This window comes from Nostoc sp. NMS8, assembly GCF_017115045.1.
In the GTDB taxonomy this organism is placed as follows: Bacteria; Cyanobacteriota; Cyanobacteriia; order Cyanobacteriales; family Nostocaceae; genus Nostoc.
Genome location: NZ_JABXKK010000035.1, coordinates 102,343 through 117,739 on the forward strand (window position 1 = coordinate 102,343; position 15,397 = coordinate 117,739).

At 40.2% G+C, this 15,397-nt stretch carries 19 protein-coding genes, 1 tRNA gene and 1 other annotated feature; of the genes, 5 read left to right on the forward strand and 15 right to left on the reverse strand.

All coding sequences use genetic code 11. The annotated features are described in order from the left end of the window. Positions 1–71: 71 nt before the first annotated feature. The 8 genes from rplL to rplS form a co-directional block, all read right to left on the reverse strand. On the reverse strand, positions 72–458 hold the full coding sequence (gene rplL, locus HWQ39_RS05270) for a 50S ribosomal protein L7/L12 (protein WP_179066191.1): 387 nt from the start codon (positions 456–458) through the stop codon (positions 72–74). A gap of 93 nt (positions 459–551) precedes the next feature. Then, entirely contained in the window at positions 552–1,166 is a 615-nt protein-coding gene (gene rplJ, locus HWQ39_RS05275; RefSeq protein WP_292842329.1) for a 50S ribosomal protein L10, read from the reverse strand. A 63-nt stretch (positions 1,167–1,229) separates the two neighbouring features. Beyond that, positions 1,230–1,398: a sequence feature (ribosomal protein L10 leader region), on the reverse strand. A 63-nt stretch (positions 1,399–1,461) separates the two neighbouring features. Further along, the gene (gene rplA, locus HWQ39_RS05280) at positions 1,462–2,175 is read right to left on the reverse strand and encodes a 50S ribosomal protein L1 (RefSeq protein ID WP_292842331.1); all 714 of its coding nucleotides are present in this window, start codon (positions 2,173–2,175) and stop codon (positions 1,462–1,464) included. Positions 2,176–2,329: 154 nt separating this feature from the next. Continuing rightward, the gene (gene rplK / locus HWQ39_RS05285) at positions 2,330–2,755 is read right to left on the reverse strand and encodes a 50S ribosomal protein L11 (RefSeq protein WP_094331821.1); all 426 of its coding nucleotides are present in this window, start codon (positions 2,753–2,755) and stop codon (positions 2,330–2,332) included. Positions 2,756–2,761: 6 nt separating this feature from the next. After that, a complete protein-coding gene (gene nusG / locus HWQ39_RS05290; protein ID WP_292842333.1) occupies positions 2,762–3,406 on the reverse strand; it encodes a transcription termination/antitermination protein NusG in 645 nt (214 codons plus the stop codon). Further along, positions 3,406–3,627: a preprotein translocase subunit SecE gene (secE, locus tag HWQ39_RS05295; RefSeq protein WP_292842335.1), complete on the reverse strand. Its 222-nt coding sequence runs from the start codon at positions 3,625–3,627 to the stop codon at positions 3,406–3,408. The genes nusG and secE overlap by 1 nt, the downstream gene beginning before the upstream one ends. A 177-nt stretch (positions 3,628–3,804) precedes the next feature. Continuing rightward, positions 3,805–3,877: transfer RNA gene (locus HWQ39_RS05300), tRNA-Trp, on the reverse strand. A 153-nt stretch (positions 3,878–4,030) separates the two neighbouring features. Then, entirely contained in the window at positions 4,031–4,393 is a 363-nt protein-coding gene (gene rplS / locus HWQ39_RS05305; protein ID WP_094348921.1) for a 50S ribosomal protein L19, read from the reverse strand. A gap of 153 nt (positions 4,394–4,546) precedes the next feature. Here rplS and HWQ39_RS05310 point away from each other — a divergent pair, with 153 nt between their 5' ends. Together HWQ39_RS05310 and HWQ39_RS05315 are read left to right on the forward strand one after the other, a co-directional pair. Then, a complete protein-coding gene (locus HWQ39_RS05310; RefSeq protein WP_292842337.1) occupies positions 4,547–5,491 on the forward strand; it encodes a glycosyltransferase family 2 protein in 945 nt (314 codons plus the stop codon). A 745-nt stretch (positions 5,492–6,236) separates the two neighbouring features. Then, complete coding sequence (locus HWQ39_RS05315; RefSeq protein ID WP_292842339.1) at positions 6,237–7,295, forward strand: glycosyltransferase family 4 protein; 1,059 nt, start codon at positions 6,237–6,239, stop codon at positions 7,293–7,295. 29 nt (positions 7,296–7,324) lie between these two features. On the opposite strand, the gene HWQ39_RS05320 is transcribed toward HWQ39_RS05315, so the two are convergent. Together HWQ39_RS05320 and HWQ39_RS05325 are read right to left on the reverse strand one after the other, a co-directional pair. Further along, positions 7,325–7,468, reverse strand: coding sequence for a hypothetical protein (locus HWQ39_RS05320; RefSeq protein ID WP_292842341.1), 144 nt, complete (start codon positions 7,466–7,468; stop codon positions 7,325–7,327). Continuing rightward, a complete protein-coding gene (locus HWQ39_RS05325; protein WP_292842343.1) occupies positions 7,446–8,099 on the reverse strand; it encodes a hypothetical protein in 654 nt (217 codons plus the stop codon). Before HWQ39_RS05325 ends, HWQ39_RS05320 begins: the two co-directional genes overlap by 23 nt. A gap of 978 nt (positions 8,100–9,077) precedes the next feature. On the opposite strand from HWQ39_RS05325, the gene HWQ39_RS05330 reads away from it, so the two are divergent. Further along, a complete protein-coding gene (locus HWQ39_RS05330) occupies positions 9,078–9,914 on the forward strand; it encodes a sulfite exporter TauE/SafE family protein (protein ID WP_292842345.1) in 837 nt (278 codons plus the stop codon). Position 9,915: 1 nt separating this feature from the next. After that, positions 9,916–10,494 (forward strand): DUF1634 domain-containing protein, encoded by a 579-nt coding sequence (locus HWQ39_RS05335; RefSeq protein WP_292842347.1) that lies wholly within the window; start codon positions 9,916–9,918, stop codon positions 10,492–10,494. Between the two features lie 76 nt (positions 10,495–10,570). Here HWQ39_RS05335 and HWQ39_RS05340 read toward each other — a convergent pair whose 3' ends face one another. After that, positions 10,571–10,843, reverse strand: coding sequence for a hypothetical protein (locus HWQ39_RS05340; protein ID WP_292842349.1), 273 nt, complete (start codon positions 10,841–10,843; stop codon positions 10,571–10,573). An 822-nt stretch (positions 10,844–11,665) separates the two neighbouring features. Here HWQ39_RS05340 and HWQ39_RS05345 point away from each other — a divergent pair. Further along, positions 11,666–12,127, forward strand: coding sequence for a hypothetical protein (locus HWQ39_RS05345; protein WP_292842351.1), 462 nt, complete (start codon positions 11,666–11,668; stop codon positions 12,125–12,127). Positions 12,128–12,359: 232 nt separating this feature from the next. Here HWQ39_RS05345 and HWQ39_RS05350 read toward each other — a convergent pair whose 3' ends face one another. The 4 genes from HWQ39_RS05350 to folK form a co-directional block, all read right to left on the reverse strand. Beyond that, entirely contained in the window at positions 12,360–13,169 is an 810-nt protein-coding gene (locus HWQ39_RS05350; protein WP_292842353.1) for a prohibitin family protein, read from the reverse strand. A 210-nt stretch (positions 13,170–13,379) separates the two neighbouring features. Then, positions 13,380–14,222, reverse strand: a complete 843-nt coding sequence (locus HWQ39_RS05355) for an ADP-ribosylglycohydrolase family protein (protein WP_292842355.1) — start codon at positions 14,220–14,222, stop codon at positions 13,380–13,382. 7 nt (positions 14,223–14,229) lie between these two features. After that, on the reverse strand, positions 14,230–14,778 hold the full coding sequence (locus HWQ39_RS05360; RefSeq protein WP_292842357.1) for an NUDIX hydrolase: 549 nt from the start codon (positions 14,776–14,778) through the stop codon (positions 14,230–14,232). Between the two features lie 68 nt (positions 14,779–14,846). Next, complete coding sequence (gene folK, locus HWQ39_RS05365; RefSeq protein ID WP_292842359.1) at positions 14,847–15,362, reverse strand: 2-amino-4-hydroxy-6-hydroxymethyldihydropteridine diphosphokinase; 516 nt, start codon at positions 15,360–15,362, stop codon at positions 14,847–14,849. Positions 15,363–15,397 lie beyond the last annotated feature (35 nt).

Consider the following 15,397-nt stretch of genomic DNA (forward strand, 5'->3'; position numbering starts at 1 on the left):
GCGTATTGATTTATAAAAAAGGAGCCTAACTTAGGCTCCTTCATAATAAAAAACTGGTAATAGAATTGTGACTACTTGATAGTTACCTTACCGCCAGCTTCTTCGATGCGCTTCTTAGCATCTTCAGCTGCATCCTTAGCAATACCTTCTTTAACTGCCTTGGGCGCAGCTTCCACCAAGTCTTTAGCTTCTTTCAGACCCAAACCGGTCAATTCCCGGACAATCTTCAGCACGGCAATCTTCTTATCAGCTGGGACTGATTCGAGAATCACTTCAAACTCGGTTTGCTCAACAACTTCCTCTGTAGGAGCAACAACACCAGGGCCGGCAATTGCTACGCCAACAGGTGCAGCAGCACTTACACCAAAAGCTTCTTCAATTTGCTTGACTAGCTCAGAAGCTTCCAGCAAAGAAAGGGTTTTTAGTTGTTCTAAAATGTTATCGGTTGCAGCAGACATTGATATAACTCCTGTAAGTTTGATTATTTATTTGTCATAGGTCATTGGTCTTTAACTATAGACTTTTGACTTTTGACTGATGAACCACGAAGTCTATTCAGCAGCAGCTTCAGTGCTGCTATCAGCTTCAGCAGTGCTTTCGGTGCTGCTATCTTCGACAACGGCGGTTTCGGTGCTACCACCACTTTGCTCTTGGTCGGCCACAGCCTTCAAAGCACGAGCTAGTGAACCAGGAACTTCGTTGATACCCACAGCAATCTTGGTAGCCAAGGCGTTGATAGCCCCAGCAATTTGGGCGATGAGTTGTTCCTTAGATGGCAAGTCTCCGAGTATCTTGACATCAGGTTCTTTGAGTAGGCGACCTTCCAGTACACCACCGCGAAGTTCTGTCTTCTTGGTGACTTTTTGGAATTCTTGGTATGCCTTAATTGCCGATGAAAAATCGTCTTTTACCAGCAAAAAGGCGGAAGAACCGTTGAGTAATTCTGACAGAGGTTGCCATTTGTCATCACCTTTAATGGCAATGCCCATCAGAGTGTTCTTAGTCACCTTACAAACGGTGCCACTGGGACGCAGCCGCCGCCGCAAGTCTGTGATTTCCGAAACTGTTAGCCCCTGATAGTCAATTACCAGTGCCAGAGTTGACTCACTTAAAGTTTCTTTAAGGTCAGCTACTATTTCTTTTTTATTTTCTAGTGTTCTACCCATTCCAATCTCACCTCCTTAAAACAATCGGCGAAGTGCCCTACTTTTACGTTTTTTCTCAACCTGAACCCAAACAACAAACCCCAGCTAATATAGCCGGGGTTGAGTAGTAAGACTCGTGATGCCATAGTTATCACACCTTTACGCGTGATGATTTTGACAATTAGAGTTTTAACCTCGGCAGGATATTTAAGCTATTAGCACCTGCTGTCTCCGGCTTTGCCTATTTAATTTTGTCATTTGTCCTTTGTCCTTTGCCTTTACAAGTGACTAATGACTAATGACTAATGACCAAAAATTACGCTGCTTCACTCAGTTTCAAATCTCGTAGGGCGGTGACATCAATTTTAATTGATGGCCCCATAGTGGCTGACACATAAAATGTGCGCCAATAACGACCTTTAGCTCCTGAAGGACGGTTACGGTCAATCGTCTCCTGCAATGCCTTCAAGTTGACTAACAAATCTTCAGGCGAAAAAGTTGTCTTACCAAACATAACATGAACAATGCCAGTTCGGTCAGCCCGGAATTCTAGTTTACCAGCTTTGAATTCTGCGATCGCACCTGCTAAATCAAATGTTACGGTTCCACCTTTGGGTGATGGCATCAAACCACGCGGCCCAAGCAACTTACCCAGCCTTGCTACCTGTGGCATCACATCGGGTGTAGCAATCAGCTTGTCAAAATCCAGTCTACCTTTTTGGATTTCGTCAATCAGTTCTTCTGACCCGACTATATCAGCACCAGCGTTGCTAGCTTCGTTTACCTTTTCGCCTCTGGCTATCACCGCCACCCGGACGATTTGTCCTGTACCTTTGGGCAGTGCTACCGTTGTCCGCAACTGTTGGTCTGTATACTTGGGGTCAATTCCCAACCGGATATGCGCTTCGGCAGCTTCGGTAAATTTAGCTGTTGCTGTGTCTTTGAGAAGGGCTAAAGCCTCTAGAGGATGATAGTCCTTATCTTCTACTTTTGCTTGCAGTCCTTGCAAACGACGCGATACTTTTGGCATTTTTTCTCCTGGGGTAATTCCGAAGCCTCGCCTCTCCCCCGATAATTTTTAATTATTTGTCTGTCTTTTGTCCTTCGTCCTTTGTCGTTCGTCCTTTGTCCTTTGTCATTCGTCAGTTACCAATGACTAATGACCAATGACTAATGACCAATGACTAATCTGTGACTGTTATGCCCATATTTTTAGCCGTTCCTGCCACAATCTTCATTGCCGCGTCGATATCGTTGGCATTGAGGTCGGGGAGTTTCGTTTGGGCTATTTCTTGCAATTGTGCTTTGCTAATTGACCCAACCTTCTTTTTGTTGGGTTCATTCGAGCCTTTTTCAACTTTCGCCGCCTTCCGAATCAGCACTGATGCTGGTGGCGTTTTCAGTACAAATGTAAAACTCCGGTCTTCAAAAACCGAAATTTCTACAGGTATCACCATTCCAGCTTGGTCTGCTGTTTTGGCATTGTACTCTTTACAAAACATCATGATGTTGACACCATGTTGACCCAAGGCGGGCCCAACTGGCGGTGCTGGGTTGGCTTTTCCAGCATTCAAGGCCAGTTTAATGACCGCCACTACTTTCTTCGCCATTTGTATTTAACTCTGTTTCTCTACCTGATTAAATTCCAATTCTACTGGTGTATCCCTGCCGAAAATTGAGAGCAAGGCTTTAAGTTTACTCCGTTCTGGAGAAACTTCAATTACCTCACCTTCAAAATCTTTAAATGGGCCAGAAAGCACCATTATCTTATCACCAGTAGCCATGTCAATTTTGACAACAGCTTCTTGTTCGCTGGTTTGTTTGAATATACGTTCGACTTCTGAAGCACTCAATGGTATGGGATGCACATGACCGCGACCCTTACTACTACCACCACGTTTTTGTTCTGAACCGACAAAGTTGATTACATGAGAGGTGTTTCGTACCACCTGCCAAGTATCATCATCCATCATCATCCGCACCAGCACATAGCCAGGAAAAACTTTTTCTTCTGTATGCTGGCGACTCCCGTCTTTGCGGATTTTCACCGCTGGCGTCTGCGGAATTTCTACTTGAACAATTTTGTCAGCGACATCAAAAGTTTGAATGCGTTGCTCTAAGTTAGTCTTCACACGCTTTTCACAGCCTGAGGCTACTTGTACTGCATACCAGCGTGCTTCTTTGGACGCTGCTTCTGCTGTTTCTGCTGTTTCCTCTGACTGCAACGTTGAGTTGCGTGGTTCATCTGTTGCAAAAGTCATCAGAACACCTGTGTTGCTGCCCAATGAAACAATCCATCGACCAAGTATATCAAAGATGCGGAGAGTGCCACCATTAATAACACAGCAGCGGATTCGCTCACAATCTGTTGCCGACTGGGCCAAACTACTTTTTCAAGTTCTTCTTTGGTTCCCTGAATGAAGTTGCCAAAGCTAAACCCATTGGGAGTTTCTGGCAATTCTGCTTCACTTTTTTTGGCCACGACCGTTTATCCTCTTGTTTGTTACTCTTTGTTCTTCCAAATTTGCAGTTTCGACTTTATTCCACTTAATTGAAAGCAAAACAACTGCAAATACAATAAGTTTACCCGAAATTATTATCGCTAGCTGCTAATATAGCAGCTGCGTAATTATTTCGGGCTTGGTTTTTTGCTCTTAAGCGCGCCCTGGAGGACTTGAACCCCCGACATCAGGTTTTGGAGACCTGCGTTCTACCAACTGAACTAAGAGCGCACAAGCTTTTTTTGATTCAGTGATTGCGCTGAACTAAATTTCAGTTTAACGCAATATGCGATTTATATCATACCTCAATTTCGCTGGGAAAACAAGTCAGCGGCAGATGCCGCTTGAGGCTTGAGATTTCTCCCATAATGATTGCAATAAGAATTACAAAGGGCGGTCAAACCGTTGCTTGATCCGGGTTGCCTTACCTACGCGATCGCGGAGATAATACAGTTTAGCACGGCGGACTTTACCACGACGTAATACTTTGATGCTATCAATGCGGGGAGAATGCAGCAAAAATACTCGCTCAACGCCCACGCCTTGGAAAACCTTACGGACTGTAATAGTTTCGTTGATGCCACCATTGCGCTTGGCAATTACTACTCCTTCGTAGGGTTGGACGCGGTATTTTTCGCCTTCCTTGATTTTCACTCCCACTTTTACAGTGTCGCCCACGTAAATGTCGGGAAGATTCGATTTTATCTGTTCCGCTTCAATGGAGCGGATAATCTCTTGAGCGTTCATAGTCTTTCTGTCTGCTTAAAAAAAACTCACGATCATCAATGATAAATCGATAATCCTATTTCAGTCTACTTGTTGGGATTGATAATTTTACTGATACAACGGTCTAAAGATCAAAGCTATATTGCAGAATGCTGTACCACAGGGGTAAAATTTATGAAATTTAGCGTTGTCATCAGTACTTATAATCGCTTGAATTTACTGCAAAGAGCAATTGATTCGGCTCGTAACCAAACAATTGAGTGTGAGGTGGTTGTTGCCGACGACTGTTCATCTGATGACACCCAAACCTATCTCAAAAGCTTGGGGGATAAGGTTGTTTACCATCGTAACGAAGTTAATCTTGGTCATGCAGCAACGGTAAATGCAGGAGTAGCCAAAGCTAACGGTGACTGGATTAAGTTTTTAGATGATGATGATTATTTAGCGCCCAACTGCATAGAAGAGATGGCAAAGGCGATCGCACTTCGTCCCGATGCTGTAATCTGCTCTTGTGTGGCGGCTCAGGTGGATGGTAATGAAGTTGAACTCTCTCGCACCCCCCAAGTTGGCCCTGGTTTAGCTTTTTATATCCCCCAAGCCGATATTCACTACGGTATGCTGTTAGAGCTTGTACCCTTTGGTACACCTGTACAAGTAGCTTGCCGACGTGATGCTTTCCTACAAACTGGTGGTTGGGACTCCACACTCGATGCTAACTGTGATGACATCGATTCCTGGATTCGGATTGCTCAGTTTGGCGATGCTATTTTTTTCAACCAGTGTCTTGCTTACCGGACTATCTGGCCGGGTGCGTATAATCAAAAGTTTTCTTTGTCTCGACGGTTGGCGACAAATATTTTGATGAAGGAGAAAATTTACGCCTTGGTAAATGACCAACATCGCTCAAAAATTCCTGTTTTTCAGGATATAAAAAATTACCTGAAACTCCATTGGATTTTAGTAGCACTGAAGCAAAAAAATCTCAAAAGTTTTCTTTCAATGATAGATCTGTCTATACTTTCTCCTCAGTCTTGGAAGTTTTTGCTAACTGCTGCCTCATCACGCCGCTCTCAGGGAAACAATTCTGAGGTTCGTAAACTTGTATTGATTGAATCGTGACATAGGAGAATTCAGAAGTTAAACAATTTTCTGTCAATGCGTAAGTTCTAAATTGGACGAAATACTTACAGGACTTACGCAACTGGCACAGCGCAATGCCATTATTTAGTATTTTTGTACTGTATAGAAATGACATATCCAGAAGAAATTGCTGAAATTATTAACAGTAATCGGCTGTGTTAAATATTCTTCAAATCATAAGAAAATTAGTTGAGTATGCCCCAGTTTGTATATGAATTACTACCGAAATTGCGGTTCCACTAACACTTCTGCCATATAAACTCTCACTTGAATCGTTTTAATTTGTGTCTTCCGTAAGGCTTGTAACAGAGTGCAAGTGAGAGCGATTCTCTAAAGAAGTAAACCAACCTCAAGGAATTAGGAGTCATATCAAGTCTCTATGTAGAAACTCTTGATTAAATTGACTCTGATACCAATTTAATGTGAAGCTGCACTAAATGAGTAACTCTCTATTCTTGGCGCTCTTGGCGGTTCGTTTAATACTCTGTGCATCTTCATACAAAATTGGTATTACATAATTATTATCTTCTTTTATCCCGATTTATTAAGCCGTTACTGAATAAGTCTTTAAAGCTAAGTAGCTGAAGACATGAGCTATTGGTCAGTAGTAATTTGTGATTTTTACAAGCTACTGGCTAATTTTGAGTTGTCTTTAAAAACTCAAGAATTGTGTCTTTGTCTACTCAGTCACTTATTTTTACTTTTTATACATATCTCAAAAATTATGCGAATTATACATATTTTGAACCACGTTCAAGAAATAGGTAACGGGATTGTGAATGTGGCTGTGGATCTAGCTTGTTTACAAGCAAAATCTGGTTATGAAGTAGCGGTTGTTTCTGCTGGTGGTGAATATGAAGCTTTACTAGATATTTGTGGTGTTAAACATTACCAACTAGACCAAAGCAGGAAACCGCTAAATACGATCAAAGCAGCTATACGTTACCGAGCGATCGCAGCTGAATTTCAGCCGGATATTGTTCATGCACACATGATGACGGGGGTAATACTAGCACGTATTTTTAAAGGGCACAAATATGCTTTAGTTTCCACAGTCCACAACGAATTTCAGCGTGCCAGCCTGCTGATGGGTTTAGCTGACAGGGTAATTGCTGTCAGTAAAGCTGTGCAAGATTCGATGATTAGGCGTGGTATTCCAGAATACAAGTTGCGAGTGGTATGTAATGGTACTTTAGGCAGTCCCCGAACTAAACAGATACAAGACTATCAACCTTTACCATTACAGCATCCAGCGATCGCCACTGTCGCCGGCATGTATCAACGTAAGGGAATTGCTGAGTTAATCGCGGCCTTTGAACAAATTGCCTCAGATTTTCCCCAAGCCCATCTTTATTTAATCGGAAATGGCCCTGATAAACAACTATTTGAGGGTCAAGCACAAGCAACTTCCGTAAAAGAACGCATTCATTTTGAAGGCTTCCAACCGGAACCGCAACGCTATCTGATATCTTGTGACATATTTGTGCTGGCTTCCCACCGCGATCCTTGCCCCTTGGTAATTTCCGAAGCTAGGGAAACTGGAACTGCGATCATTGGTACTCAGGTAGACGGCATTCCTGAAGCTTTGGACAATGGGCAAGCAGGTCTTTTAGTGCCAGTAAAAGATAGTAATGCTTTGGCTAAAGTTTTAGTACAATTACTGAGTAGTGCCGAGATGCTGCACGAATGGAAACAGCGGGCAAATAAAAATTTAGAAAGGCTGAGTGTTGCCCGCGTTCATCAGGAAACAATGACAGTGTATCGTGAGTTAATTTCAGAATGAGGGTATTAAGCGTGATTGTTAGTTATGTTTTAATCAACCCCAGTCCTCGGTAACATCAAGATAGCGATCGCTTTAAAACTAAAGCGACGCCGATAAGTAGCAAAAACTAGTACACCCAAAATATTAGTTGATTCAGAAATGGCGGTGTAACTAGAGATTCTTGGTAGGTGCATTGATCACTCGTGTATCTACAATGTCTTGCGATACGTTCGGGATAAACCAATTCACTTCGCCACTTTTCAAGATTTTAGTACCAGCTTGATTGAATTCAATCACGCCACTATCTGGATCTGTCTTCAAAACTAAGTTACTTCCATTCGGAACCTTAATCACAAAGCCACCTGGCAATTCTGTACCTTGTTCATTTATTCCCAAAGTCCTGGCTGTGGCGTCATTTGGTAGATAAACTCCCTTACAATTCCATCGATCTCTAGTTGTCTGGCCATTACCCAGAAAATATAGTGCAGCCCCCTCAGAATATTCATTATCCTCAATATTTGGTTCTGGGCCGTAGATAGCTAGAGTTTTTCCTGTTTGATTAGTACATTGACCCCAGTCGATTCCTGACTCAAAAGCATATTGTTGTAACTCTAACTCGTTAATTTTCTGATCGATTTGCTCTGGTGTATAGCCCTCTAATTGAGTTTGTGTTTTTTCCGCCGTTTTCAAATCATTCAATTGTTGAATCAGTGTTATGTAATCAGGGTTTTGGCTATATTTCGGGCGATCGGCTAAGGAAGGTTTAGCAAATATTAAGCTTGCGAATAATACAACCACCATCAAAATGTATCTGAAGTTTTTCATGTTCTTGTCCCAATCTTTGAGAAATTGCAGCCTATAGCTGGATATTTAAAGAGTATCGTCAATATTGTAACTAATGTTAAATATTGAATTTTTGTAAAAAATGCCTGCGATAATACTTCGGTTTTCTTGAGCATAAATTTTAATTTTTACCCAATCATTTCAACTTTATTTTGGAAGTATCACCTTTGGCTGATTTTATTTAATACACTTATCTTTTAAATAAAGTTTTCATGTCAAGTTGTCTGAATATGCTTATATTCAGATTAAATTTTAACAATCTAGATACTTAATATGTATTGCTTTTAGCAGACTACTAAGTGTTTACCATGATTTTAAATTATGAAAATAAATTTGAAGTATTCCTAGATGTTTAATTTCTTAACGCGATTCATCTTTGTGAATAAAAAGTAAGATCAGATTTTTACTAATACTTGATTCTAGGAAATACATCGGGTAGTATTAAATATATCTTTAGAAATACAACCAAAGATATAGGCATTAAGTTAGAGATATATTGATATCTGTAAGTATAAGTCAGAAACTAGTCAAGAAACAAGAAAATTTACTCAAATACAACTCATAATTCCCTATATCTCCATCGAGATATGCGCCATTTAAAAGCTCAAAACTTGCTTAATGAAAAAAGAAAAGTTATCCCATTATGGTTTAAAACTAGATTGTCTTTCCTTCTCGCAAGTCTAGTGCAATCTTTTGCTGTAATTGCAGCTACGACAATACCAGTATCTAGTATTGATTTAATCTTTACACTTTCAGGAATTTAATGAGACTTTTGAATGAGAAGTTAGGATTTCAAGTTTCTTTTAGCTTCTGACTCTTGAATACCCAAGCATTAGGGTATGACACACGATTATAAACAGCTATATCTATAGTCAGTAGTAAAAATATCGATTAAGTTTTAAATAATACGAAAAACATTTTGGCATCTTGATATACATGTAAAAAAAAGAGGAATTAAATTTGACTATTTTAGAATTTTCATTACTTATTTGGATTGGTTCATTTAGCGCTGGCTTCTTAGGGGCGTTAACTGGGCTAGGGGGTGGAGTAGTAATTGTTCCCTTATTAACTTCGGTATTTTGCGTTGATATTCGATACGCCGTCGGTGCTTCACTAGTATCTGTAATCGCTACTTCTTTGGGTGCAGCATCCACTTATATTAAAAAAGGCTATACTAATTTGCGATTGGGAATGTTTTTAGAAGTAGCAACAACCATTGGTGCGATCGCAGGAGCAATGATCGCTAATTTTGTTTCTGTAAAAGCCCTAACTATCGTACTAGCGATCGTCCTGATTTATTCAGCATACCTTTCACTACGACCCAGAATAGAACACGCTGAAGATGAAGTAATAGATCCGATCGCAAATTATCTCAAACTGAATAGTAGTTATCCAACTCCTGAGGGAGTGATGTCTTACCAAGTTCATTCAGTACCAATGGGATTTGGTGTGATGTTAATAGCTGGGGTGCTTTCTGGCTTACTTGGTATTGGTTCTGGGGGATTCAAGGTATTGGCGATGGATCAAACTATGCGTCTACCCTTCAAAGTTTCTACCACCACCAGCAATTTTATGATCGGCGTGACAGCAGCAGCATCAGCTGGAGTTTACCTAGCACGAGGCTACATCGATCCGGGACTATCTATGCCGGTGATGTTGGGGGTATTACCTGGCGCTTTCTTAGGCGCACGAGTATTGACAGGCGCTAAAACGCAGATTTTAAGAATTATCTTCAGTGTTGTGCTGGTGGTAATGGCTTTGAAGATGGTCTACAACAGTTTAATCGGGGGGCTATAAAATGTATAAATTTAATAATAGCTTTCGTTGGGTATTACTAGCACAATCAAATAGTGAAGTGGTTACACTAACTTTACCGCCGGAAGATCCAGACTATAATATTGAAAAATTAAAAGAACAAAATACTAGCACAGTAGCACAATTGCCTAATGAAGGTGAAATTGATGCTAACAATAACATCATCAAAACATTAAGCGAGCAGCAATTAGAATATTTGCTCAGTAATCTCATGAAATATGGTGTTTTGATAGCTAGTGCTGTGGTTCTTCTAGGGGGGATACTCTACTTGATTCATCACGGTGCTGGACCTGCGGAATATCGCTTTTTTCGAGGAGAACCATCGGAATTTCGCTCACCAATAGGTGTAGTAAAAGTAGTTTTCTCAGGTAGCGATGCCTACGGCGGGCTACGCTTACGCGGCATTATTCAACTCGGACTGCTACTACTAATTGCGACTCCCATTTTGCGCGTTTTTATTTCCCTACTAACTTTTTTACTACAGCGAGAATTTATTTATGTGATTGTTACTTTACTAGTAATGGCTAGTCTAACTTATAGTCTTGTCGGAGCATATTATTAGCAATATAAAGGTTAAGGGACTATGAATATTTTCCCTTAACCCTTGATATAACGCGAGAAATAAATTTTCTGACTGATTATGAGCCTTGCAAAAGCTCGTTAATTGAACTTATGCTCTGTTTTATTTGTTCTGTCACAGAAGTTCTTAATAAGTCGAGATTTCCGACTGAAAAATTGAACAATCCCAAAGCATATAATAGACTCGAAGTCCCAATAATAAGAGCCAAAAGTCTACCAAAAAAACCGGGATTGATTTCAATAAAAGCTAATTTAGATTTCCCGATGACAGCAATTGCTATAAAAACAATTCCTGCTATTAAAAAGTTGCTATTTGGAGTTAAGTCTGTCATTTTCCGATTAAGATGCCTCAGTAATTTTATTGTAGCTATTATTAGTTCAAATTTCTGCCCATGCTATATGTAAGAATATAAAAATTTTGCTACTCCACATCTACCTACTCCCAAAGGAAGAAAGCTCTGGCTATTGTAGTATGGGTGTTGGATGTCATCGTATGCTATAATCTGGTTAAGATATATTCTCATTTTAAAACTTATTGAGCGATAAGTCTTAATTGTCTCAATAGTGTATCAACTGTTATCTTTTACTCAGATACCGAAGGGTAAACCTAGATTCTGCGATTAGGCAACTGACTCATATACCTCTGAGGTTGGTTTTAAAGCGGTTGGTTATGTTCTTAAGCACTTATTAATCATCCCTAGAAGCTAGAGACAGGATGAAGATTTTGTATCTTATTTAATTCACGTTCCTAAATAGGGTGTAATCGAAATCGAAGTCCCCAAATTTATAGAGCAATACAGTTCAAAATGAGCAACAAAACACTTGTAGAGACGGTGATTTATCGCGTCTCGAAAACTTAAAATTGTTGCCAGTAGCCCTTAACCCAAGCGTATTGATTTATAGAGGGATTTGGGGGAATATAGAATATTTGGCTACCAATAAGAAGGCTTTTCAAACATTTTCTCTGGTTTAAATCAGATATTCTGAAGTTGCATTTAATTTAAACCTAAATTTTACTTTTTATTGTTTTGCTGAGACTGTAGGATACTAGGGCTTTCAGCATTAAAAATCGAAAATATTATAACTCCTGATACTAGACTTTAATTTAATTTATATATTAAACTACACTAAGATCAGAGGAATAGTGGGTTTTTATGGAAAGCGTTCAAAACGTTAGTCAAGAATTGAATGTAACAGAAGACACAGAACTAGAGAAGGTGCAAGAGTCTAATCCAAAAGAGTTCAAAAAAGATATTTTCAAAAAACTCAGAGGTGGATTTTTGATAGTACTGGGATATTTGTTGTCACCACTATGTTGGTGGAATGACTTACTATTTAATCTACCAATAGCTTATGGTTTTGGGTATGTATGTAGTTTCTTTTCACCAAAATTACTTCTACCTGCTTCAATTCTCGGATACTGGCTCTCTAATATTGTGGGAATTCTATTGATGCAATTCGGTTCTAAGGAAATGTTTCAAAAAGAACCTCAAGAGCATAACCTCAAAAAAGAATTATTCACAGGTCTAATTTCCTCAACAGTTTATACGCTGTTGATCGTACTATTGATCCATTTGAAGATTCTTGATGTACCTATTTTATTCTCCAACAGTTAATTTAGTTTATCGCTTTTTTACAAAGGTATAGGTCAATAGAATACAGTTGAGAATGAGCAACAAAACACTTGTAGAGACGGCAATTTATCGCGTCTTGAAAACCAAAAATTGTTGCCCGTAGCCCTTAGCTAAACTGTATTGGGGTATAGGTTGTAGGAGCGCACATTAGTACGTTCCTACAATTTATCTGTAGCAAATATATCAATTTGTGCAGGAGTTCCGAATAAGAAGATTACTTTCCATCAAATTTTAAGAGTTCACTTAAATTCAAGAATTTTGGAGCCTCTTTACTTACAATTAATGGCAGCTTACCATTCCATTTTTCGATTGCTTGCCTTTGCAGAATTTCTGGAGTTAAACCATCACGTAATAATCTGTGTGCCTCAGCCTCGCCTTTAGCTAAATTAACTTTAGCCTCAGCCTGTCTTGTTGCTTTCAGTGCGATAAACTCTGCTCGTTTTGCTTCTTGTTCAGCAATCTGCTTCGCCTCTACCGCCTCATCAAATGGTTCTGAAAAATGAATATGAACTAGAGAAATATCATCAACTGCAACATGATAGCTACTGAGCCGTGTGGATAATGCCTCATCTACTCCACTTTTGACTTCTCCTCGTTTAGTAATAATTTCTTCAGCAGTATACTTTGCTATGACTGCTTTTATTACTTCTGCAACTGCTGGGTTAATAATCCGAATGACTACATTTTGCTCATCTCCAATTTCTTGAAAAATAACATTTACTTCCTGCGGAATAATATGCCAATTAAGAGCGACATCGGCGAAAACACTTTGCAAATCTTTGGAAGAAGCCTCAGCCGAAATTTCCTGTTTTTGGACTTGAATACTCAACTTTTTCACGGTATTGACTACAGGAATAATTAAGTGGAGTCCTTCTCCTAATATCTGGTTTTGTACTTCACCAAATTTCATTAATACGCCGCGTTCGCCTGCATTGACAATCACACAAGGCGTCAGGAAGAGAGTTATCAGGAACAAAAGAGCAGTTAGTTTACCGGCACTGTTAAAAGTTGTAATTTTTCTCATCTGTATGAAACATCTATGTGTATTGCATAAAGACACATATTTAGGAGTTGTGGGCTTCTTCCTGTCATGCTCTTACAACTTTGATTCTAAGTCAATTTCTATGTCACTCTAGCCAAGGTAATAAATAGCGCTTTTCATTCAAACAAGAAGCGCTAAGTAGGTAGATGTAATTAAATGTAAGATAAGGTTCTCAAGGTCTAGAGGCACTTACTATGAGTTTTTGTCCACCAAACTCATTAGCTGTTTATCTAGTTCGATGAGGTAATCTCTACCGTAAGCTCCATTCTCTAAGCCTGTGACGAGATGATGGGGAATGTTTTGTGTAATTTCCTCGCTACAAGAACCAGCTGCTAAAGCGATCGCACCTACTGTATCTACATCACCAGTAAAAGCGATACAATCTTGTAAAAGTTCGCTCATACTGTCATTTCGTATCACCGCAGTAATTGCTGCTCTAACACTCATCCAGCCTTTGGATTTTACTTTACCTTCCCACGGTTTAGACCATTCACCAGATACATAACCTTCTAGAAATAGTCCTAATTTGCGCTTTGCTCCCAATCGATAGATAAAATAATGTGACATTAAGGCAGCCACAACGGCTGCATTAATCCCATCAGGTGTATTGTGGGTAATTGCGGCTTGAATTGTAGCCGCCTCAATGACTTTTTCTGGTGTCGGATAGATGCCAATGGGTGCTGCACGCATCGCCCCACCGCTTTTGTCACTATCAGGATTAATTTTCGTTAAAAACTCTTCCCCATCCTGAATTTCTCTCAGAAAATGGTAGAAATTTCTAGAATAACCCTCTCTCTCATCGCGTTTGAAGGCTCTAACAAAACTATCGGCTAAAGCTTCTGGCGTCCACGGTGTTTGAGCAACAATCACTTCTGCAATAGCAATGCTCATCTGGGTGTCATCAGTATAGCTGCCAGGAATGAGTCGAAAACGCGGATGTTTGACGTATCGACTCAAGTTGTTGTTAACGATCATCTCATCAGCATATTCAAAGCCTGCACCGTAAGCATCTGCGATCGCTAACTCTAGCAGCATAAGAGTATTAAATTAAAAACGGACGCGCCAGAAAAAAGCTAGAAACTGATTTAGCATCTACCAGCTCTCCCTCCAGAATAGCTTTTTCTAATTCTTCGGGAGTCAAAAACACAGTTTCGATATCCTCGTCTCCATCTTGTGGTGGTGGTGTCTCCAGCTTTTCTAAATCTCGCGCCAGAAAAGCATAGATAATTTCATCAGAATAGCCGGGAGCTAGGAAAAATTCGCCTAATTTGTCCCATTTTTGGGCACTATAGCCAGTTTCTTCGGCAATTTCACGCTGTATTGTTTCTAAAGGCTGTTCATTTGTTTCCACTGTTCCCGCCGGAAATTCTAATATCCGTCCCTGAATTGCAAAACGATACTGGCGCACCAGTACAAGTTTACCTTCTGCTGTCACTGGCACAGCTAGGGCACCACCAGGGTGACGAATACATTCCCATTCTCCTTCTGATTTATTCGGCAAACGCAAGCGATTAACTTCAAAATCAAACTTGCGCCCTTTATAAAACAGGCGTTGTTTCAGCAGTTGTGGTAATTCTCTACCTAATGGCATATTAAAATCTGATTATCTGTGAATACAGAGGCAAAATCAGCGTTCTTCTACTTTTAAGGATGGTAATTTTAATTGCCCACCCATAAATGTACATCTGAACAGTCTACCTCTTTCAGCAGTGCTTTAATAACACACCCGGAAACTGGTTCTAGCCAATCTGGGGCAATTTCTGCTAGTGGTACTAACACAAAGGCCCGATCCCGCATTCGTGGGTGGGGAATCTGGAGATTTGGCGTATCCATAACAATGTCATCATATAATAACAAATCCAAATCCAGGATGCGTGGCCCCCAGCGTTCCTGACGCACACGCCCAAATTGTTGTTCAATCCCTAACAAAATTTCTAATAACGGCTGGGGTAGAATTTCTACCTGCAATGTGACGCAGCCATTGAGGTAATCTGGCTGTGGTGGCCCCACGGCTTTGGTTTGATACCAGTTGGATCTGGCTTCTAAGAGAATACCTGGCGTTTGAGCTAAAATCTCTATTGCTGCTTCTAAAACTGTCTGGGAATCGCCGATATTACTACCCAGGGCGATGGCGCTACGTCTGGGTTTTGTTTTGGCGTAGCTAGCAATAGGCATCAGACTCTCCTGAAGTAAGCTGATTTCGGGCTATA